Source organism: Chloroflexota bacterium (assembly GCA_016197225.1).
GTDB lineage: Bacteria > Chloroflexota > Anaerolineae > Anaerolineales > VGOW01 > VGOW01.
Genome location: JACPWC010000059.1, coordinates 81,130 through 100,861, shown reverse-complemented (window position 1 = coordinate 100,861; position 19,732 = coordinate 81,130). Strand labels below are relative to the sequence as shown.

23 protein-coding genes and 1 tRNA gene are annotated in these 19,732 nt (G+C 57.5%); 20 read left to right on the top strand and 4 right to left on the bottom strand.

Features of this window, described 5'->3' with window-relative positions; all coding sequences use genetic code 11:
- The first annotated feature begins 503 nt into the window (after positions 1-503).
- The 9 genes from HYZ49_10715 to secF all read left to right on the top strand — a co-directional run bounded on the left by HYZ49_10715 (position 504) and on the right by secF (position 7,158).
- Positions 504-1,058 (top strand): hypothetical protein, encoded by a 555-nt coding sequence (locus HYZ49_10715; GenBank protein ID MBI3242752.1) that lies wholly within the window; start codon positions 504-506, stop codon positions 1,056-1,058.
- A gap of 86 nt (positions 1,059-1,144) precedes the next feature.
- The gene (locus HYZ49_10710) at positions 1,145-1,339 is read left to right on the top strand and encodes a hypothetical protein (protein ID MBI3242751.1); all 195 of its coding nucleotides are present in this window, start codon (positions 1,145-1,147) and stop codon (positions 1,337-1,339) included.
- 34 nt (positions 1,340-1,373) lie between these two features.
- Entirely contained in the window at positions 1,374-3,137 is a 1,764-nt protein-coding gene (locus HYZ49_10705) for a hypothetical protein (GenBank protein ID MBI3242750.1), read from the top strand.
- A gap of 43 nt (positions 3,138-3,180) precedes the next feature.
- Positions 3,181-3,702, top strand: coding sequence for a hypothetical protein (locus HYZ49_10700; GenBank protein ID MBI3242749.1), 522 nt, complete (start codon positions 3,181-3,183; stop codon positions 3,700-3,702).
- A gap of 198 nt (positions 3,703-3,900) precedes the next feature.
- Complete coding sequence (locus HYZ49_10695) at positions 3,901-4,095, top strand: hypothetical protein (GenBank protein ID MBI3242748.1); 195 nt, start codon at positions 3,901-3,903, stop codon at positions 4,093-4,095.
- A gap of 4 nt (positions 4,096-4,099) precedes the next feature.
- Complete coding sequence (locus HYZ49_10690) at positions 4,100-4,576, top strand: hypothetical protein (protein MBI3242747.1); 477 nt, start codon at positions 4,100-4,102, stop codon at positions 4,574-4,576.
- Positions 4,577-4,673: 97 nt separating this feature from the next.
- Positions 4,674-4,746, top strand: a tRNA-Thr gene (locus tag HYZ49_10685).
- A 76-nt stretch (positions 4,747-4,822) separates the two neighbouring features.
- Positions 4,823-6,184, top strand: a complete 1,362-nt coding sequence (secD, locus tag HYZ49_10680) for a protein translocase subunit SecD (protein ID MBI3242746.1) — start codon at positions 4,823-4,825, stop codon at positions 6,182-6,184.
- A gap of 56 nt (positions 6,185-6,240) precedes the next feature.
- Positions 6,241-7,158, top strand: a complete 918-nt coding sequence (secF, locus tag HYZ49_10675; protein ID MBI3242745.1) for a protein translocase subunit SecF — start codon at positions 6,241-6,243, stop codon at positions 7,156-7,158.
- A gap of 125 nt (positions 7,159-7,283) precedes the next feature.
- Here the strand turns inward: secF and HYZ49_10670 are convergent, their stop codons facing one another.
- Positions 7,284-7,712, bottom strand: a complete 429-nt coding sequence (locus HYZ49_10670) for a prepilin peptidase (protein MBI3242744.1) — start codon at positions 7,710-7,712, stop codon at positions 7,284-7,286.
- Positions 7,713-7,888: 176 nt separating this feature from the next.
- On the opposite strand from HYZ49_10670, the gene HYZ49_10665 reads away from it, so the two are divergent.
- Entirely contained in the window at positions 7,889-8,734 is an 846-nt protein-coding gene (locus HYZ49_10665) for a hypothetical protein (GenBank protein MBI3242743.1), read from the top strand.
- Between the two features lie 45 nt (positions 8,735-8,779).
- On the opposite strand, the gene HYZ49_10660 is transcribed toward HYZ49_10665, so the two are convergent.
- From HYZ49_10660 to HYZ49_10650, 3 genes are all read right to left on the bottom strand, one after another.
- Positions 8,780-9,043: a hypothetical protein gene (locus tag HYZ49_10660; protein ID MBI3242742.1), complete on the bottom strand. Its 264-nt coding sequence runs from the start codon at positions 9,041-9,043 to the stop codon at positions 8,780-8,782.
- Between the two features lie 65 nt (positions 9,044-9,108).
- Positions 9,109-9,777, bottom strand: coding sequence for a glycerol-3-phosphate acyltransferase (locus tag HYZ49_10655; GenBank protein MBI3242741.1), 669 nt, complete (start codon positions 9,775-9,777; stop codon positions 9,109-9,111).
- Between the two features lie 67 nt (positions 9,778-9,844).
- Positions 9,845-10,471 carry a M67 family metallopeptidase gene (locus tag HYZ49_10650; GenBank protein MBI3242740.1) on the bottom strand — a complete coding sequence of 209 codons (627 nt, stop codon included), beginning with the start codon at positions 10,469-10,471 and terminating at the stop codon, positions 9,845-9,847.
- Positions 10,472-10,592: 121 nt separating this feature from the next.
- Here HYZ49_10650 and HYZ49_10645 point away from each other — a divergent pair, with 121 nt between their 5' ends.
- From HYZ49_10645 to HYZ49_10600, 10 genes are all read left to right on the top strand, one after another.
- Entirely contained in the window at positions 10,593-11,267 is a 675-nt protein-coding gene (locus HYZ49_10645) for a metal-dependent transcriptional regulator (protein MBI3242739.1), read from the top strand.
- Between the two features lie 14 nt (positions 11,268-11,281).
- Positions 11,282-12,334 carry a multicopper oxidase domain-containing protein gene (locus HYZ49_10640; GenBank protein ID MBI3242738.1) on the top strand — a complete coding sequence of 351 codons (1,053 nt, stop codon included), beginning with the start codon at positions 11,282-11,284 and terminating at the stop codon, positions 12,332-12,334.
- 3 nt (positions 12,335-12,337) lie between these two features.
- Positions 12,338-13,552 carry a ZIP family metal transporter gene (locus HYZ49_10635; GenBank protein ID MBI3242737.1) on the top strand — a complete coding sequence of 405 codons (1,215 nt, stop codon included), beginning with the start codon at positions 12,338-12,340 and terminating at the stop codon, positions 13,550-13,552.
- A 32-nt stretch (positions 13,553-13,584) separates the two neighbouring features.
- A complete protein-coding gene (locus HYZ49_10630; protein MBI3242736.1) occupies positions 13,585-14,181 on the top strand; it encodes a hypothetical protein in 597 nt (198 codons plus the stop codon).
- A gap of 30 nt (positions 14,182-14,211) precedes the next feature.
- Positions 14,212-14,805: an isoprenylcysteine carboxylmethyltransferase family protein gene (locus HYZ49_10625; protein MBI3242735.1), complete on the top strand. Its 594-nt coding sequence runs from the start codon at positions 14,212-14,214 to the stop codon at positions 14,803-14,805.
- A gap of 1 nt (position 14,806) precedes the next feature.
- Complete coding sequence (locus HYZ49_10620; GenBank protein MBI3242734.1) at positions 14,807-15,742, top strand: cation transporter; 936 nt, start codon at positions 14,807-14,809, stop codon at positions 15,740-15,742.
- 128 nt (positions 15,743-15,870) lie between these two features.
- The gene (locus HYZ49_10615; GenBank protein ID MBI3242733.1) at positions 15,871-16,785 is read left to right on the top strand and encodes an ABC transporter ATP-binding protein; all 915 of its coding nucleotides are present in this window, start codon (positions 15,871-15,873) and stop codon (positions 16,783-16,785) included.
- 1 nt (position 16,786) lies between these two features.
- Complete coding sequence (locus HYZ49_10610; protein ID MBI3242732.1) at positions 16,787-17,647, top strand: ABC transporter permease subunit; 861 nt, start codon at positions 16,787-16,789, stop codon at positions 17,645-17,647.
- A 7-nt stretch (positions 17,648-17,654) separates the two neighbouring features.
- On the top strand, positions 17,655-18,938 hold the full coding sequence (locus HYZ49_10605) for an Nramp family divalent metal transporter (protein MBI3242731.1): 1,284 nt from the start codon (positions 17,655-17,657) through the stop codon (positions 18,936-18,938).
- 5 nt (positions 18,939-18,943) lie between these two features.
- A complete protein-coding gene (locus HYZ49_10600; GenBank protein MBI3242730.1) occupies positions 18,944-19,729 on the top strand; it encodes an SDR family oxidoreductase in 786 nt (261 codons plus the stop codon).
- Positions 19,730-19,732: the final 3 nt, after the last annotated feature.

Here is a 19,732-nt window from a genome sequence, read left to right as displayed (position 1 = left end):
TCCCATTTGAATCAGCATGCCGATCAATAACGGAATGTCATCTATTCGGGTCGAGGTTATGGGGAGCTGGGGTATCATATACCCCAGCATAACTCACCTAATTCAACTTTAACCCTAAAATTTTACTCGAAACGGGAGTTACATAGATACTTGGCGGGTAGGATTCAACGAGTTGACTTGGATAACCCGACATGCAAATGTTCAGGCACAAGTGAAGGTCGCGGCTCAAGGTAAAACCTACATTTCATACACACTCGACGACACATTTGACTTGCGTCCACAAGGGGGCAGAAGTGGTGCATATAACACAATCACCACAGTAACGGGGATACTTTACCACGATGTCGTCGGAGGCAACGATCAGTTGAAAGTACAAGCCCATTGGTCTAACTACATTGGCCCTTAGTGTCCGATCGGGTTATGAAACGCATGGGCAGATTCTAGTTGCATCTTTAGTAAACGAGAACTGCTTATGCATGTTACTGAAGAACAGAGGCGAAATTATGCACGCTAAAGGTAATAACAGAGCAAAAAAGTTGCTTCTTATGATTCCGCTCACTACACTGCTGATTGCTGTCCTCGGTTGTGGAGGTTCAACCATGCAAAAACCAAGACAAGTAGACCCGTTTTACGAAGGAACTGGCGATTTGGATTCTATTCGTATCCCTCTGTTAAAGCCTTATGAAGCCATAAATGCTAAAGGAAATAGCTTGGGTTGGTATATGGATCTGTACGGGCAAGGAAAAGAAGTATATTTTCAAATCCAACATATAGAAAAAATAGCAGTCGAAAAAGGGGTGATAATGGCTTTTGCGTCTGAGAATCGGCAATCAGCATCTTGGTTACCTGCTTGGTACTGGATCGTCATTATTCCTGACCAAAATATAGAGATAGGTTTCGAAAACGAAGAAGATTTCAAGAAATATATACAAGAGTATGGCATAGTTGAGCCTTTGTGGACAGATCCGACCGAGGTGTTTCAGGAATTTGAAAAAACAGGTTGCGCAGATTGGATACCGAACTGCATTGTGCAAGGGGATGAAAGAAATACACCTTAATTGGCAAGTTCCACTAAAGCATTCTAGGTAACAGTTTCTACTCCTACAGCCACCGTAGCCCTCAACAGCTACGGTGGTTTGCTTCAATGGTAATGCTCAAAGGGGACATGGGCTTTACGACTATTGGCGGCTATTGCCTACATGTCGGATTGATCAACGACGCGACCACAACATTTATCAACAGCAGCCGGGTTAACATCACTGACGCGCCGCACGTGATTGAAGTGGACCGGCAGGTCAGCACCGCCGCCGGCGCGAACAACGGCAAAGTGGACTGGTAGCTGGATGGCACCCACCAGACCGGCCTGAGCGGGATTGACAACGACACCCGCCGCATTGACCGCGCGCCTAGGCGACAATCTCTATCGCCTGACTCGCGCCGATTACGACGATGGCCGCTCATTCGCTTACACCTACGACTCGGTGGGCAACCGGTTGACACAGGAAGTGTGCGTGAGCGCCGGCAACTGTGTGACGACGAGTTACGTTTACGACATTGCCAACCGCCTCATCTCGGTAAACGGCACGGCCTACATCTGGGATAACAACGGCAATCTGTTGAACGATGGCACGAATGAGTACACGTATGACGCCGCGAATCGGCTGACGAGCGTGACGGGCGGCGGGAATACATCATCGTATGCGTATAACGGTCTTGGAGATCGTGTCTCGCAGACCGTCAATGGCGTGACGACGAACTATACACTCGACCTGAACACCGGGCTGACGCAGGTGTTGAGCGATGGGACGAACACTTATCTCTACGGGAATGGAAGAATTGGCGAGTTGCAACCTGGCGGATTTGTGTATCACTTGGGCGATGCGCTGGGGAGCGTGAGGCAGTTGGCGGATGCGACGGGAGAGGTGACGCTGGCGAGGAGCTTTGAGCCGTTTGGATCGCCACTCACAAGTGTAGGTGCTGGCAGTAGCGTATTCGCGTTCACTGGAGAACAATTTGACGGCGCGACAGGGTTGACGTTCCTCAGAGCAAGATTTTACGCGTCGGCGACGGGAAGGTTTCTGACGAAGGATCCGTCAAGGGCTGAGACTAATCTCTATGTGTATGCAGCGGCAAGCCCAGTGTTGTTTACCGATCCGTCTGGATTATGTGTTCAACAGTTTTGTTTTCTCTTCTATTTTCCTGGGGCAGGCAATGATGGCACAAACTATTATGCTAATGAAAATACTCTGCTTACTAATGTGAGTCAAAAAGGAGGAATCTCTTATCGGAAAATATGGCCTTTCGGCCCAAATCCGAAGTATGTTCATCCTAACAATTCTAATCCCGGCCAAAAAATAATAGTCGGGGATAATACTCTGAGCCAGCTTTGTGCTGCCTATCCAGACACGTATAACTCCATTTTTATCGATGCGCTCTCTCTAGTAAATGGTGGCTCTGGAAATATTTCTGATCCCTCTTCTGGAAAGGCGAAAGAAATTGCAGATATAATAGCTGGAGCCCTGCTAAGCGGCAATTACACTGCCAACAGTTCGCAAATGGAGGTGGATTTCCTGGCATATAGTGCAGGCGGTCAAGTCGCCTACGGAGTAGCACAAGAGCTAAAAGGGTACGGAATTGAGGTTGATAATCTCGCCTTACTAGGCACACCTCTAAGAGCAAGTCGAGGATGGGGCAATATTGGCAAAATTTATGATATGCGCGGCACGTTAGATATAACAGTAGCACAGCTCCTTCATCAAACGCCTAATAGACAATTAGCTAATCAAGTTGAAGGCCTTGCAAGAGCAGCAATAATCAGTGCTGTCGGCGAAGATGATCGAGATCATAGTTGGGCCTACTATAATCAGTCTGTTGGTCTATACTCAAACCCTAACTATCAAAGAAAAGATTTAGCTTTTTTCACTCACGATTATTTTGGCGATAGTGACGGCAAACATCTCTACGATCCTGAATATTATGCTCCGCTTATCAGGAACGGATATGCACATGGAGCCGATGCGGCAGAGAAGCTTAGCCAAGCCGCGAAAGTCTATTATGGTGGGCGAGACCCCCTAGAAGTATTGGCAGACTACCTGGTATATGATCCTACAGGCCCCAGATTCGGCTCTAACCCATGAGGCGTCTATGATACAAAGCACCGGGAAAACTAGCAGAATCAAAATGATGATTTACGCTTGTCGTCTATCGCTTATTCTAACTGTTGCTGTATTTATCATGGCCGCAGTGGTTGCGTGCGAATCGCCAGAAGCAAAATACTCACGTTTGGCAGTTACACTGTATCCTACTTTTGATGCTTTGAATGAGCAGGAGCGTACCACCTTGCCGACCCCTCCTGATACTCGGCTGTTGTACAAAACAACCACTACTGCATATGGTCGTAGGCTTCAACTCTATTACGCGACTCTGTTGAGCTACGATGAGGTAACAACTTATTACACAGAGAATTTGGAGCAGGCAGGCTGGAAACTTGACGGTGACCTATTCAAGCGCGGAACCACATGTGTATGGATTTACGACTCTATCACAGGGGATATTCAAATATTTCCTATTCCCACATCTGCACCTGGAGAGACAGCCTACCTTGTGTGGCTCTGGCATGACTTTTTCAATCAGCCTTTTAGCATACCAACCCCTGCTGGCGTTGATGTCTGCGCTGAGGCATATTGTTGGTATTGTAGATAAAGGCCGATTATCACGCGTTTGAGGCAGAAGAGGTCTCGTTGCACAGCGGGCTTCTCTGCGTTGTCTCTCTACTTCTATCTTGCATGATTGTGCCGTTATCGGTTTTGTAGCTTCACTTCCGCTTCGCCTTTCACAACAATCCTGCGCAACATTGAAGGGAGCAGTGGCAAAGCATCCACTTGCTGGATAACATGCACCTTGCAACAGGCCAACGAAGACGCCGACTCTCACTCGAACACCCTCGGCTACACGCACCCAGCCTGCCACGCGCACGCCGCACCCAACACTGACGCAGACTCTCACCCCCAAGCCAACGCTAACGGCCACGCCCCTGCCGCCCACGCCGACTCCGCCGCCGCCCGTCTCGCAAATCGTCATCACTTACGCCTATGACAACTTGTATCGCCTGACTCACGCCGACTACTACGATGGCCGCTCGTTCGTCTACACTTACGATTCCGTTGGCAACCGGCTCTCGCAAGAAGTCTGCGTAAGCGCCGGCAACTGTGTGACGACGAGTTACGTTTACGACATTGCCAACCGCCTCATCTCGGCAAACGGCACGGCCTACATCTGGGATAACAACGGCAATCTGTTGAACGATGGCACGAATGAGTATGTCTATGATGCCGCGAACAGGCTGACGAGCGTCACGCGAAGCGATCAGTCAACAGTGAGCAGTTATCAGTACAACGGCCTGGGCGACCGGGTCTCGCAGACGGTGAATGGTGTGACGACGAACTATACGCTGGACTTGAATACGGGGCTGACGCAGGTGTTGAGCGATGGGACGAATGCGTATTTGTATGGCAACGGGCGCATTGGAAAACTGCAACCCGGCGGGTTTGTCTATCATCCGGTCTTTGACAGGTAACACTTGCTTATCAGGATAGCGCTCTAACTCCTTCACGCTAACTCAAACTTCAGCCGGGTTGAAAGAACAGGTTGGCTCTGGTAGAATGCCCCTCACCGCCGCCTTAGCTCAATCGGCAGAGCAATCGCTTCGTAAGTGATAGGTTTCGGGTTCAACTCCCGAAGGCGGCTCACCCTGAGAAAACTGCTTTCAACGCGCCAGCCCCACCGGCTGGCGTTTCCATGAATAGAGAGGTCTGATTTCAAAATGCAAAGTCGCTATTTTCGCTGGCTCATCCCGATCGTCATCCTGTTTGCCATTGCGGCCTACCTGGCCTGGCCCACCAGCCAGCAACTCCGCAACCCGTTCGACAACCTATCCCTCCTCCGTGACATTTCGGTGCGGCAGGGTCTCGACTTGCAGGGTGGCCTGCAAGTTCTGCTTGAAGCCGACTTGCCCGCCGACCAAGCGGTTGATGCTGGCGCGATGAATGACACCAAGAGCATCATCGAGAATCGTGTCAACGGCCTGGGCGTCACCGAACCCATTGTGCAACTTTCGGGCGACCGCCGCCTGGTGGTTGAACTGCCCGGCCTGGCCGACACCGAGCAGGCGCTGGCCCTGCTCAAACAAACCGCCCTACTGGAGTTTGTTGACACGGTCGATCAACGGTTTGCTGAAGGCGACGTGATTCAGACCGATTTCGCCGCCGGTTCAACCCCAACTTCCACCGGGGAGGCGGCCCCCACCGGCCAGGTCTATCACACCCTCATGACGGGCAAGGAACTCACCAGCGCCACCGTCCAAACCAACCAGACCGCCGGTCAGGTCGTCGTCGCCTTTGAACTCACGCCGGAAGGCGAGCAAATTTTCGGCCAACATACCACGGCCAACGTCGGCAAAATTCTCACCATCGTCCTCGACAAAACCGTGATCTCCAGCCCTAGCATTAACGGCCCCATCACCGGCGGCTCAGGCGTCATCACCGGCAACTTCACCGTCGAGACGGCCAACCAGCTTGCCCTGCAATTGCGTTATGGCTCTCTGCCCGTGCCGCTCAAAATCGCCGAAAGCCGCACCGTCGGCCCCACCCTGGGCCAGGACTCGCTTCGCAAAAGTCTCATCGCCGGAATCATCGGGCTGGTGGTAATTGCCATCTTCATGATCGCCTACTACCGTTTGCCGGGCGTGCTGGCCGTGCTGGCGCTGTTGATGTATGCCACCCTCACCTTCACCCTGTTCAAACTCATCCCGGTCACGCTCACCCTGCCCGGCATCGCCGGCTTCGTGCTCTCGGTGGGCGTGGCGGTGGACGCCAACATACTGATCTTTGAGCGCATGAAGGAAGAATTGCGGGCCGGTCGCAAGCTGGTGACTGCTGTCGAAGAAGGCTTTCGCCGGGCATGGGCGTCCATCCGCGACTCGAACATCTCGACGCTCATCACCTGCATCATTCTTTTCTGGTTTGGCAGTCAGTTCGGGGCGAGCGTCGTCAAAGGGTTTGCCCTGACTCTGGCCCTGGGCGTGGTGGTCAGCCTGTTCACCGCCGTGCTGGTCACGCGCACGCTTTTGCACGCCATGCTCGACAACATGGATTTCTCCGAACGCCATTCGTGGTTCGGCATCTAAGAGGCTGTGTAGGGCGAATTGGCAATTCGCCCTACAATCGTTGAGTCTAAGGTAACATCATGAACATTATCAGCAAACGTTATTGGTACTTTGCCATCTCGCTGGTGGTCATCATCCCCGGCATCATCTCGCTGGCGCTGTGGGGCCTGCCGCTCTCCATTGACTTCACAGGCGGCTCAAAACTGGAAGTGCAACTTCCGCAAGCCGTCGAGACTGCCGAAATCATATCGCTCATGGCCGATCTCGGCTTTAGCGACAGCATCGTGCAAACCTCTGATAACAACACCGTCATCATCCGCACCAAGACCCTGGATGAAGCCAGCCAGGCAAAAGTGGTAGCCGGGTTGAAAGACAAATACGGCGAAGTCGTGGTTCTGCGCTTCGACAATGTCGGCCCCACCGTAGGCGCGGAAGTGACGCAGAAGGCGGCGCTGGCTGTGGCGGCGGCTTCGATCGGCATTCTGGCCTACATCACTTATGCTTTTTGGAGCGTGCCGCACGCGATTCGTTACGGCGTGTGCGCCATCATCGCCATGCTCCACGACGTGCTGGTGATGATCGGCGCGGCCTCCCTGCTCGGCCACTTTTTGGGCTGGGAAGTGGATGCCCTGTTCCTGACCGCCGTGCTAACCGTGATTGGCTTCTCGGTGCACGACACGATTGTGGTGTTCGACCGCATCCGCGAGAACCAGAGGGTCTACCGCCGGGCCAGCTACGAGGCGGTGGTCAACCACTCCATCGTGCAAACGCTCGACCGCTCGATCAACACCCAGCTTACGGTCATGTTCACCTTGCTGGCGCTGGTTTTGTTCGGCGGAGTGACTATTCAGCACTTTATCCTTACGTTGCTCATCGGCGTGTTCAGCGGCACGTACTCTTCAATTTTCAATGCCGCGCCGCTGTTGGTGGTGTGGGAGAACAAAGAGTGGGGCCGCTGGTTCGGGCGCGGCAACCAGGCCGAAGCGACGGCTTGAGCTGTTGTAGAGCGAGTTGACCGCTTCGCGTCGCCCCACATTTTCAAATCAGATCAAAAGAGCGCGGCAGATGCCGCGCTCTTTTTGTATAGTCCCATTGAAGTTTCAGAAGTCCGTCGCACTTCTTACGGCCCTACCCCGTTCCAGCGTTTAATCTCGGCGCTGAAGACAAGCACGACGACAGCGCCCAGCACAATAAACGGACCGTAAGGAATCGGGGTGAAGGCGGTGTAGCCGCCGCGAAGGCGTTTGAAGAGAAGGTACAGCCCGGCCACCACGCCGCCAGACACGATGGTGAACACGATGGTTAGAATGATGCCCGGCCAGCCCACCGCCAACCCGGCCACCCCGGCCAGATTCACATCGCCGCCGCCAAACGGCACTTCAGTCAGAGGTTCGCCCCGCAAGCGTTCCACCAGCCGGGCAAAGCCGAAGCTGAACAGGTAGAGCAGGTAAAAGACGCCAAACCCGGCCAGCCCGCCAAACGCGGATTTGGTGAGGGCGGGGATCGGTTCCTGTTCGCCGGCAAACAAGGCGTAGAGAGAGACAGCCATTGAAGCGGGTGATGAGGCTGGCCGCAGGCCGGGCAGTACGGCGGCTGAGGGTGGAGGCGGTGCGGCAGGTCGTCGGCCAGGGCATTGAGGGCGGCCCCAACCACGAGTCCGAGCAGGGCTAGACCGAGTTGAGTCATGGGCGAGATTATATATCAGCCCTATGTTAGAATCGCCTCATGATTGAGCAAGCCCCCGCACCCACTCGCTACTTCCCGGATCGCGACCGGTTGAGCGTCCTGACCGCCGTGATTCTGCTGGCCTATGCCCTCACCCGAGTCGTGGAACTGCCGGCCCGCGAATTCAGCGCCCGTCTCTTTGGCTCTTCCATCGGCGTCGAAGTCAACGGGCAAGTCATCATTCTGCTCATGGTCGCCGCCCTGATCAGTTCCGGCTCGGACACATTGATTCGCAGCCACCCGCGATTCAGCGGCGGCGTGATGTCCGGGCCGGTTCATTGGGTTCTGCCGGGGGCAACCGCGCTGGCATTGGGGTTAATTCTCAACCTGGCCCCGCTCGGGCCGGCCTGGTGGCTGGGACTGGCATTGAGCGCCCTGTTGCTGGTCATCGTGCTTGTGGCCGAGTACATCGTCGTCGAACGAACCGACCCGGCCTTTGGGGCCGCCAGCTTTGGTCTCACCGCGTTAACGTTCATTGTAGCGTTGGCGATTTTTGGCTGGATACGTTTCACCGGCACGCGGGCGGCGCTCTCGGCCACGAGCGCGGCCCTGCTGGGCGGATTGCTGGCCCTGCGCCTCTTCCTGCTCAACCAGGCCGAGGCCCAGCGCAGTTTAATTTTCGCGGGTGTGATCGGGTTGACGTGCGGCGAGACGATGTGGGCCTTGAACTACTGGCGGGTGACTCCGATTGGAGCCGGTTTGTTGTTGCTGGTGTTGTTCTACGCTTTGCACGGGCTGGCCCAACAACACCTCGCCGGCCAACTCAACCGGCGAGTGATCGTCGAGTTTGCGGTGGTCGGCATGCTCGGCGGCATTATCGCCCTGAGTTTGGCCTTGCCACGATGAAATAAAGACAACGCGCCGAGAACATCGGCGCGTTTTTGTTTGTGATTAAGGGGTGGGCCGGGGTGGCGGCCCCGGGGTGGGGAACGTCAGTGGCCCGGTTGTGGAAGTCGGCGTGGCGCTGGCAGTCGGCGTGTCCGTCGGGAATACGATTGGCGTTGGCGTGGGTTGGGGCAGGCGAATCACATCCGGCAATAACGGGCTGAGCACAAAGCTAATGACGACGATCAGGCCAATGATTTGCAGCGCTTTGGAGCGGCGGGAGGTTGGGCGCGAGTCGAATTTTTTGGGTGAGGCGGTTTTTTTACTCATCGCCGGCGATTATAACATGCGGGCTTTTACTTCGGCGGCGACTGGTTGCCGGCCTGCGCCGCTCATTACGCTTCGCGGCGTTTGGCCCGCCAGCCCACCATGCGCTCGGTGCCGTCCAACAGCCGCCGGATGTTGGGGCGCAAGGCCCACACCTGCAGAATAAAAATCAAAACACCATAAGCCACATATTCCCAGGGCGAGCCGAAAAACATGGCGCGCACCAGAAAGATTCCGGTGGCGATCAGCCCGGCAGACATGGTGGCGACTGAAGCGTAACCAATGCCAAAAAGAACGACTGCGCCCACCGGCACGATGATGAGCGCGCTCCAGGGCCACAACCCAATGGCCGCCCCCACCGACGGCGCGCCGCCCGCCCCGCCGCCGAATTTTAGTTGCGTCTTTCCGTTTTCGAGTTGCACCCGCTCGGCCAAAAAGATTGAGTAGTTGTGGCCGAACACGGCCATGACCCCGGCCAGCGTCTCGGCCCAGTGGTTGCCGCCGGTGAGCGCCCCGGCCAGCCAAACCGCAAATGTGCCTTTCAAAATATCAAACGCGGCAGTTGCCAGGCCTGCGCCAAAACCTGCCGCCCGCATGGCGTTGGTGCCGCCGGTGCGGCCACTGCCCACTTCACGAATGTTTTTGCCGGACATGAGCCGGACGATCACCACCCCGGAAGGTATTGAGCCAAGAAAATAAGCCAGTATCAAAGATACCGCCCCAAGAACCAAATTCATTCGTGTCCTCCTAAAAGGTTAAGCAGGCAAAGTCAACACACTTAAACCCTCTGCTTGTTATAAAGTTTCAGCCTTCCACCTGGAGCAAAATCTCTCGCGCTTCCCCGCCCCGAATCTCGAATGCCCGAGCCTGCCAACGCCCGTCAGCACCGGGGGCGCAGATGACGTAGGCCGAGTCCGGGTAGTAGGCCTCGGCCACGTCGGTGGCGGACGGAGTCGGCGGCCCGGCGGGGTGAGAGTGAAAGATGCCAAGCAGTTCCCAGCCGCGTTCGTCAATCTCCAAAATTGTCTGGATGAGTTTCTCCGGTTCCATCGAATAGCGAACCGGGCTGGGCGTGGCGTTAGTAACTAAGTACACCCTCTGAACACGCCCACCTTGTCCACCCAGCAGACCACAAGCTTCGTTGGGCTTCCCGGCGTCGAGGTGAGCGAAGATTTCAGATAGTTGGTCAACATTGATTGTAAGAGATCGTTCCATCTGCTTCTTTTCCCACTCGCCAAACTTTTGCAGACGCTCCTGCAAAATTATTAGAGAAGCCGCATGCTCCAGAAACTCAGGTTGCCGGAATTCGGGCGGAAACTCGTCAGCTATCAATTGCGCACGCTCACGAATCAACTGCTCATTCATCATTGCTCGCTGACGCAAACTCGCCTCAACCTCACTCTCATTCTGTATCTGGTGCAGGTCAGTCATAGAACCAATTATACCCGGCAACTCTTCGCTCTACCCAATTTCCCATTTGACAGGCGATGAATTTCGGTATATTATGCTTCAAAATTTAGGATAGCCTAAAATTATTCTTCGGAAATACAAAATGGAAACCATCTCCCACGCCGTCGAAGACTACCTCAAAGCTATTTACGAATTGCAGGAAGACACGGGCAAAGTGTCCACCAACGCCCTGGCCGAAAAGCTGGCGGTTGCCCCGGCCTCCGTCACCGGCATGATCAAAAAGCTGGCCGAAGACCGCCCGCGCCTGGTGGATTACGAAAAGCATCGCGGCGTCACCCTCACCGCCGCCGGGCGCAAGATCGCCCTCGAAGTCATTCGCCACCACCGCCTGCTGGAACTTTATTTGCATCAGGCGCTGGGCTACTCGTGGGATCAAGTAGACGCCGAAGCCGAGAAGCTGGAGCACGTTATCTCTGAAGACTTTGAAGATCGAATCTGCGCCCTGATGGGAAACCCGGAAGTAGACCCGCACGGCGACCCCATTCCGACTAAAGACGGGGTCATCGCCGACCCGGCCGGGGAACCCCTGACTAACCTTGCCCCCGGCCAGACCGCCCGCGTAGCCCGCGTGCGCGACGACGACCCTGCCCTGCTTCGCTACCTGGCCGAGTTGGGCATCATTCCCGACGCGCTGGTCATCATCGCCGATAAAGCGCCCTTCGATGGGCCGCTTCACGTTCGCGTGGGTAACCGCGCTGACTCGCATGCCCTGGGCAAGCAAGTGACCAACCAGATATTTGTTGAAATCAAAAACTGAAAGAAGTTGCAGACATGGACATGAAATCGAATCTTTCTCGACGCGACTTTCTAAAAATCGGCACCGTCAGCACGCTCGGCGCAGCCGGCATTGCCGCCCTGGCTCAGCAGTCGCAAGCCGTCGCCGAAACGCCGCCCGCCCGCCCGGAAAACGACCAGGGCGTCATTGATCACAGCGTTCACGGCGGCAACATGACCACCGGCGACGTGGACACGACTAGTCCTGGCGCGTTCGACCCGGCAAAGTATCTGACTCACTTTGACTACGGGACAGTTACCACCCTGCCCGGCGGCCAGACCTTGCGCGAGTGGAACATCTACGCTGTGGATCAAGAGATCGAAGTCGCGCCCGGAGTTAAATTTCCCGGCTGGGCTTATGGCCTGGAGGGGCAACCCCCGCAAATCCCCGGCCCCACCTTTCGGTGCACCGAGGGCGACCGCCTGCGCTTCAACTTCGGCAACGGGTCGGCCCATCCACACACCATCCATTTTCACGGCATCCACCCGCCAAGCATGGACGGCTTTACGCCCGTCCTCAAAACCGGCGAGCGTTTCACTTACGAGTTCGACGCCAAACCGTTCGGCCTGCATCTCTATCACTGCCACACCCCGCCCCTCAAGCGCCACATTCACAAGGGGTTGTACGGCACGTTCATCATTGACCCGCCCGGCGGGCGCGAACCCGCCCACGAAATGGTGATGATGATGAACGCCTTCGACACCAACTTCGACGGCGAGAACGAAATCTATGCCGCCAACACCGTCGCCTTCCACTACGCCAAGCACCCCATCCAGGTCAAAGTCGGCGACCTCATCCGCATTTATCTTGTCAACATCACCGAGTTCGATCCGGTCAATTCGCTTCACCTGCACTCGAGCATGTACAAACTCTTCCGCACCGGAACCCGGCTCGATCACTATGAACTGACCGACACGGTGACGATGGGCCAGGGCGAGCGCCACATTCTGGAGTTTGCGCCCGAATTCCCTGGCCGCTACATGTTCCACGCCCACCAGAGCGAGTTGGCCGAACTCGGCTGGATGGGTTTCTTTGACGCGAGGGCCTAAACGATGGATACACCACGCACTGTTCCCGCCACACCTAAGGTCGCCAACTGGCCGTTATGGCTATCGGCCCTCCTGCCGCTCGTCCTCCTCGGCGCGCTCGTCGCCGTCTTCTTCTTCACCAACCCGCTCGCCGCCTTCAAAGCCGACGGCCTCCCGCCCATCGAGTCGATCTCCATCGAACGCATTGAACTGCGCCCCGGCGAGTTCATCGTCACCGTCTTCAACGGCAGCCCCGATCCGCTCACCATCGCCCAGGTCACCGTAGACGATGCGTTTTGGGAATGGCAGATGACGCCGAGCGCCGAACTGCCACGACTGGGACGGGGCACGATCACGATTCCGTATGACTGGATGCAAGGCGAGCCGCACGCCATCACCGTCGTCACCGAATCCGGCACGACCTTCACCGGGGAAGTCGCCATCGCCGCCGAGACGCCTCAACCTGGCCCAACCCAGTTTCTGGCTTATGGCCTGCTCGGCGTCTACATCGGCGTTATCCCGGTCGGCCTCGGCCTGCTTTGGTTCCCGGCCATGCGCCGCATGGGCCGCAAAGGCTTGAACTTCGTGCTGGCGCTCACCGTCGGCCTGCTCGTCTTCCTGCTGATTGACACCGCCCTCGAAGCCATTGAAGTGGCCGGCGACGTGGCCGGAGTTTTTCAAGGCTTGCCCGTCGCCGCCTTCGCCGCCCTGCTCGCCTGGCTGGCCATCCTGGCCGTGAGCGGCAAACCATCTGAGGCCGAACGTGACAACAGTGGCGGGCGTTTGCGGATCGCGACTCTGATCGCCCTCAGCATCGGCCTGCACAATTTGGGCGAAGGTCTGGCCGTCGGCGCGGCCTTTGCTCTGGGTGAGGCGACGCTCGGCTCCTTCCTCGTCATCGGCTTCACTCTGCACAATGTGACCGAGGGTGTGGGAATTGCTGCTCCCGTGACAAAAGATCGCCCTTCGCTCAAGGCCTTCATTCTTCTCTGCCTGCTGGCCGGCGCCCCGGCCATCCTCGGCGCGTGGATCGGCGGCTTCGCCTACTCGCCTCTGCTGGCGACGATCTTCCTCGGCGTTGGCGTGGGCGCAATCTGGCAGGTCATCGTCGAAGTGGGCCGTCTGCTGATCCGTGATGCAGAGAAGAATAACGAGTCGGTCGCCAACTGGGTCAACGTAGCCGGGCTGGCGCTTGGCATCGCCGTGATGTACTTCACGGCTTACTTTGTGAAGTTTTAAAAGGCGCGTCATCCTTGATAGGAGGCCGGGACATGAGTCACAAAAGAAAGCTGATCGCAGGGATAGCCGTCGTCATCGTCATCCTGGCAATCGTGCCTGCCAGCCTCGTCTACCGAAGCCGCCAGAATTTTATGCCGCCCATCAACGCCGTGATTTCGGTAGAACGGACGCTGTGCTCAGGAATTTGCTCAACTTCTCTGCTGACCATTCACGGAGACGGAAGAGCCACGTTTGAGGGCAAGGCCAACTCCATCATCGAAGGCGTGCGAAAGACGACTCTCAGCCGCGACAAAATTGAAGAATTGCTCAAGGCCGTTGAAGAAATGCATTTCTTTGCCTTGCAAGACAGCTATTTCGATCCGACCGCGAACGCCCGCCTGATCACCGTCGCCGTGACTGTTGATGGCCGAAGCAAAAGCATCTTTCACTATGGTTCGTGTAGCTCGTCCGACAGAAAAATTGCGCCGTCGGAGCTTTGCGCTCTCGAAACGACGATCAACGACATTGCCAATTCTCAACCCTGGGCGCAAGACCAGAGCCACGCCCGCGCCAGCGACCCGGTAGTCCAGGCGGCGGCAAAGTTGAAAGTCCTGGTTTACGAAGTTTGCCCGCACTGCTTCAATCCTTGATACCCGATTACAAAGCAAATCGGAGTTCCCGTGGAAAACGAAATCATTTACAGACTAATCACCTTTTTACTGCTGACCACCGCCCTTGTCATGAGCGGCTACTTCCGGCGCAAAGCCGATCGTGAAGGAGGCCGAATGCAAACTTCGGAAGGGCAGAAGCTGGTCGTCATCTTGCGCCTGCTTGGCCTGATCGTCATCCTGCCACTGCTTGGCTACTTGATCAATCCGGCCTGGGTGGCCTGGGCGCGATTTTCTCTGCCCGACTCGGTTCGGTGGGCGGCGGCGCTGATTGCCATCGCCACACTGCCAGTGTTTTACTGGGTGCTTGTCAGCATTGGCGTAAACATCTCGCCCACCCAGGCCACGCGCCAGAATCACAAGCTGGTCACGCACGGGCCGTATCGTTGGGTGCGGCATCCGCTCTACACAACCGGTTTCATTTGCGCCCTCGCCCTCACCGCCCTCACCACACTCTGGTGGCTCGGAATGGCAATGCCCCTGCCGCTGATCATTCTGCTCCTGCGCACATCCAGGGAAGAGGCGAACTTAGTTGAAACGTTTGGCGACGAGTATCGTGAGTATATGAAACGCGCTGGGCAGTTTTTCCCGAAGCTATTGAGGTGAGATGAGCGCCAATCACTCCCGCTCCTCCGAAGCCGCCAGCCTGACTGTGAAACGGCTGGCCCTGGCCCTCGGCGTCACCCTGGCCTTCGTCTTCGTCGAAGCCCTGGCCGGCATTTATGCCAACAGCCTGGCCCTGCTCACCGACGCCGGCCACAACTTCACCGACGTGATCGCCCTGGCCCTGAGTTGGCACGCCCTGCGGCTGGCGGCCCGCCCGGCGGACGCCGGCAAAACGTTCGGCTACCATCGCGCCGGGATTCTGATCGCCCTCTTCAACTCGACCACACTCGCGTTGATGACGTTGTGGATTTTTTACGAGGCCTATCGGCGCTTCATCGCCCCGCCGCAAGTAGAAGCCGACATTCTCATCGTCGTCGCCATTCTCGCCTTCATCGTCAACGTCGGCACCGCACTGCTGGTCAGGCGCGGCAGTTCTGGCGACTTGAACTTGAAGAGCGCCTACTTGCATCTTGCCGGTGACGCCGTCTCCACCTTCGGCGCGATTCTGGCCGGTGTCGCCATCCGCTTCACCGGCTGGGTCTTCCTCGACCCGCTGGTTAGCGTCTTTATCGGCTTGCTCATTTTGCGGAACGCCTGGGGCATCGTCCGCGAGAGCGCCGACATTTTGCTCGAAGGCACGCCGCACAATCTGGATATGAACGCGATGGTGAGCGATCTAAAAAACGTGAAGGGCGTGCGCGGCGTCCACGACCTGCACGTGTGGAGCATCACCCAAGCCATGCGCGCCCTCTCGGCCCACATCCTGACCGACGACGTGCTCATCAGCACGGGCGCAGTGATTCAGCGCGACCTCAACGAACTGCTGAACCACAAATACGGCATCGCCCACGCCGCCTTACAGTTGGAGTGCGCCGGGTGCGAGCCGGATTTGCTCTATTGCAATTTGGAGAAGGCCAGCCACGAGCATCTTGCCTGAGGCGGCGATCTAAGAAAGCGTCTTAACCTGTTGGGCGGCAGTTGCACTGCCGTCCGCGCCCCGCAGTGCAACTGCGGGACGAACTCCGACAGGGATTTGGAACAGTCTCTAACAACAGGAGTTGTCCTATGAATCAAAGCATTGTTATCACCACCCAGGGCCTGACAAAATCCTACGGCCACGTCCACGCCCTGCAAGGCGTGACTCTCGAAGTATGCCAGGGCGAAGTCTTCGGTTTCCTCGGCCCGAACGGAGCCGGCAAAACCACTGCCATCCGCTGCCTGCTCGACCTCATCCGCCCCAACGGCGGCACGGTGCGCGTCCTCGGCCTCGACCCTCAGGCCGACCCGCTGGCCGTGCGCGCTCGCGCCGGCTACCTTCCCGGCGAACTGCGCCTCGAGGACAATATGACAGTCGAGGGCGCATTGCGATTCTTCAACCGCTTGCGCGGCAACAAAGCAGATTGGAACTTCACCCGCCGCCTGGCTGAAAGACTCGATCTCGACCTCAAAACCCCGATCAAGAATCTCTCGAAAGGCAACAAGCAGAAGGTCGGCCTCGTTCAGGCGTTGATGCACCGCCCCGAACTGCTCCTCTTGGACGAGCCGACTCTCGGCCTCGACCCTTTGATCCAGCAAGAAACACTGCGCCTGATTCGAGAAGCAAAGGCCGGGGGCGCAACCGTGTTCCTCTCCTCCCACATCCTCAGCGAGGTGCAGGAAATAACCGATCGCGTCGCCATCATCCGGCAAGGCGTGGTTGTGGAAGTGGCGGAAACGGCGGCGCTCATCAATCGCGCCCTGCGCCGGGCGCGCGTTCGCTTTCGCCAGCCGGTGGATAGCGCGGCCCTGGCCAACCTGGCCGGAGTGAAAATCCTGGCGCGGGACGACGGCACCGGAGTGTTGATACAGGTTGAAGGCGAAATGGACAGCCTGATTAAAACGCTGGCCGTCTACCCGGTGAGCGATTTCGAGACGGAACGCCCGTCGCTGGAAGAAATTTTCCTCACCTATTACGAGTCCGGCCGAAAGGAGGACAACTAAAATGATCACCGTTTTTCTACATACACTTGCCCGCTCGCGCGGCGCAATTCTCGGCTGGGGCATCTCCCTGGCCCTGCTCGGCATGTATCTCATGACGTTCTACGACACGCTGGCCGAACAGCAGGAAACGATTATGCAACTGATCTCCAGCTATCCGCCTGAACTCATGGCCTTCTTCGGCGACATGTCGGCCTTAACGATGTTCACGCCGGAGGGGTATCTGGGCTTCGAGTTCTTTTCTTTCATGCCGCTCGTCCTCGGCGTCTTCGCCGTGCTGGCGGGCAGCAGCCTGTTAGTTGCGGATGAGGAGAATGGCACGCTCGATCTGGTGCTGGCCTACCCAATCAGCCGCACGGCTTTGTTCATGGGGCGGTTGCTGGGGTTGGTCGCGGCCCTCGCCGCCATTCTCGCCCTGACGTGGTCCGGTCTGATGATTGGAAGGAATTGGTCCTCTATTGAGCTTAGCGGCACGGAACTGGCGCGGCCTTTCCTCTCGCTGGCGGCGGTGCTCCTGTTCTTTGGCGCGTTGGCTCTGCTCTTGAGCATGTTGCTCCCCTCGCGCAACCTGGCGGCAATGGCAACGGGTCTTATCCTGGTGGCAAGCTATTTCGTCACCTCGCTGGCTCGCATTGACGACAGCCTGGAGAAGATTGCCCGGTTCTCCCCACTCAACTATTACCAGGGCGGCAATGCAGTTGTGGACCTGAACGGCCAATGGCTTCTCGGCTTGCTAGGCGTGGCCGCCCTTTTTGCCCTTCTCGCCGCCTGGCGTTTCCAGCGGCGCGACATTCGCGTAGCGGGTGAAGGCAGTTGGCAGTGGCCCCTTTTGTGGGGCAAACCTGCCGCGCGCCCGCTGAGGTAAAAATTTTATGCTTCGCACCCTTACCCATTCATCTACTTCCCCTCTAAAGCTTTTCGGAGATTCAATCAAGCGCAACGGCTGGGGTTACACCCTCAAGCGCATCGTCACCTTTCTCGGCCCGGCCTTCCTCATCAGCGTAGGTTATATGGATCCGGGCAACTGGGGAACCGACATCGAAGGCGGCTCGCGTTTTGGCTACAGCTTGCTGTGGGTGATCCTGGTCAGTAACATGATGGCGATTCTTTTGCAGACGCTCTCGGCCAAACTCGGACTCGCCACCGGCAAGAGCCTGCCGGAGCTGTGCCGCGAACGTTTTTCCAAACCTGTGGCCGTCTTTCTGTGGGCCACGGCCGAGCTGGCGGCCATTGCCACCGACCTGGCCGAAGTGCTGGGCGGCGCGGTGGCCTTCAACCTGCTCTTCGGCCTGCCATTGTTTGCCGGGGCCTTGCTCACCGGGGCAATCGTCGGCCTGATCCTCACCCTCGAAGAGTACAACCTGCGCCGACTCGAGATGATCATCATCGGCATGGTAGCCGTCATCGGCATTGCTTACCTGGTTGAAATTTTTCTCTCGCAACCGGCCTGGAGCCAGTTGACGTATCACACTCTCGTGCCGCACCTGCCGGGCGGGAGCACCCTGGTGGCCGTCGGCATCATCGGGGCGACGGTGATGCCTCACAACCTTTACCTGCACTCGGCCCTCATCCAATCGCGCCGCTCGGCGAACAACCCGGAGGCCAACCGCCGCGCCCTCACCCTCTCCACCCTCGACTCGGTCATCGCCCTCAACGGGGCCTGGCTGGTGAACTCGGCCATTTTGATCATGTCGGCGGCGGTGTTTTACGCGAACGGTTTGCGTGTCATCTCCATCGAACAGGCGCACCAAACGCTTGCGCCGCTTCTCGGCCCGCTGTCGGCCACTGTCTTTGCCATCGCCCTGTTAGCATCCGGCCTCTCATCTTCCACAACCGCCACCATGGCCGGGCAGGTGATTATGGACGGCTTCCTGCACTTTCATATCAATGTCTGGGTGCGGCGAGCCGTCACCCTCGTGCCCGCCCTCGTCGTCATCGGCCTCGGCCTCGACCCGCTCCGTATTCTGGTGTTGAGCCAGGTCAGCCTCAGCTTCCAACTGCCGCTCGCCGTCATCCCGCTCATCCTGTTCACCAGAGACAAGGCGCTAATGGGCGAGTACGCCAACCGGCGAAGCACGACGATTCTGGCGATCCTCGCCGCCGCCGTTATCATTGGCCTCAATGTGTTGCTGGTGTGGCAGAGTCTGGCCGGTTGAAAAACATGGCCCTTCCTTCTCCGCAAAACTTATTGGACTTTTCAAATCAGGCCGTCGCCGTCACCGGCAGTGGGAGCGGGCTGGGCCGGGGAATCGCGATCCGGTTTGCCGAAGCAGGCGCGAAAGTTGTGGTGAGTTATCGGGCCAGCGCAAGCGGCGCGCAGACGGTGGTGGACAGAATCAAAGGAATGGGGCGAGAGGCGGTTGCCATTCGGGCCGACGCGACTCAAAAGGCCGAGGTTGACCGTCTCATCGCTCAAACCGTCGAGGCCTTTGGCCGGCTGGATGTGATGATCAACAACGCCGGGCTGTATCCCGTTTCATCATTGCTGGAGATGTCGGAGGCCGAGTGGGACTTGGTGATCAACGCCAATTTGAAGAGTGTTTTTCTTTGCACGCAGGCGGCGGCCCGGCAAATGATCGCTCAGGGCAACGGCGGCTCCATCATCAACGTTTCGTCAATCGAAGCCGAGCACCCCGCTCCCGGTCACAGCCATTACGATGCGGCCAAGGCGGGGGTGCTGATGCACACGCGCGCGGCGGCGCACGAGCTTGGCCGCTACAACATTCGCGTCAACGCGGTGTCACCCGGACTGATTTGGGCCGAAGGAATCGAAGAACGCTGGCCGGACGGTGTGGCCCGTTGGCAGAACACAGCGCCCTTTAGCCGGCTCGGCCAACCCGACGATGTGGCCGACGCCTGCCTCTTTCTGGCCTCGCCCGCCGCGCGCTGGATCACTGGAACGAATCTCGTGGTGGACGGCGGCGTGACGACCAGCCCGGCGTTTTGATTT

What these genes read in the sequence shown, in the direction of transcription:
- HYZ49_10600 (MBI3242730.1), top strand. Translation starts at nt 18,944, where the DNA reads ATGGCCCTTCCTTCTCCGCAAAACTTATTGGACTTTTCAAATCAGGCC.
- HYZ49_10700 (MBI3242749.1), top strand. Translation starts at nt 3,181, where the DNA reads ATGATGATTTACGCTTGTCGTCTATCGCTTATTCTAACTGTTGCTGTA.
- HYZ49_10715 (MBI3242752.1), top strand. Translation starts at nt 504, where the DNA reads ATGCACGCTAAAGGTAATAACAGAGCAAAAAAGTTGCTTCTTATGATT.
- HYZ49_10645 (MBI3242739.1), top strand. Translation starts at nt 10,593, where the DNA reads ATGGAAACCATCTCCCACGCCGTCGAAGACTACCTCAAAGCTATTTAC.
- HYZ49_10660 (MBI3242742.1), bottom strand. Translation starts at nt 9,043, where the DNA reads ATGAGTAAAAAAACCGCCTCACCCAAAAAATTCGACTCGCGCCCAACC.
- HYZ49_10630 (MBI3242736.1), top strand. Translation starts at nt 13,585, where the DNA reads ATGAGTCACAAAAGAAAGCTGATCGCAGGGATAGCCGTCGTCATCGTC.
- secD (MBI3242746.1), top strand. Translation starts at nt 4,823, where the DNA reads ATGCAAAGTCGCTATTTTCGCTGGCTCATCCCGATCGTCATCCTGTTT.
- HYZ49_10635 (MBI3242737.1), top strand. Translation starts at nt 12,338, where the DNA reads ATGGATACACCACGCACTGTTCCCGCCACACCTAAGGTCGCCAACTGG.
- HYZ49_10605 (MBI3242731.1), top strand. Translation starts at nt 17,655, where the DNA reads ATGCTTCGCACCCTTACCCATTCATCTACTTCCCCTCTAAAGCTTTTC.
- HYZ49_10650 (MBI3242740.1), bottom strand. Translation starts at nt 10,471, where the DNA reads ATGACTGACCTGCACCAGATACAGAATGAGAGTGAGGTTGAGGCGAGT.
- HYZ49_10710 (MBI3242751.1), top strand. Translation starts at nt 1,145, where the DNA reads ATGGTAATGCTCAAAGGGGACATGGGCTTTACGACTATTGGCGGCTAT.
- HYZ49_10665 (MBI3242743.1), top strand. Translation starts at nt 7,889, where the DNA reads ATGATTGAGCAAGCCCCCGCACCCACTCGCTACTTCCCGGATCGCGAC.
- HYZ49_10610 (MBI3242732.1), top strand. Translation starts at nt 16,787, where the DNA reads ATGATCACCGTTTTTCTACATACACTTGCCCGCTCGCGCGGCGCAATT.
- HYZ49_10620 (MBI3242734.1), top strand. Translation starts at nt 14,807, where the DNA reads ATGAGCGCCAATCACTCCCGCTCCTCCGAAGCCGCCAGCCTGACTGTG.
- HYZ49_10615 (MBI3242733.1), top strand. Translation starts at nt 15,871, where the DNA reads ATGAATCAAAGCATTGTTATCACCACCCAGGGCCTGACAAAATCCTAC.
- HYZ49_10655 (MBI3242741.1), bottom strand. Translation starts at nt 9,777, where the DNA reads ATGAATTTGGTTCTTGGGGCGGTATCTTTGATACTGGCTTATTTTCTT.
- HYZ49_10670 (MBI3242744.1), bottom strand. Translation starts at nt 7,712, where the DNA reads ATGGCTGTCTCTCTCTACGCCTTGTTTGCCGGCGAACAGGAACCGATC.
- HYZ49_10640 (MBI3242738.1), top strand. Translation starts at nt 11,282, where the DNA reads ATGGACATGAAATCGAATCTTTCTCGACGCGACTTTCTAAAAATCGGC.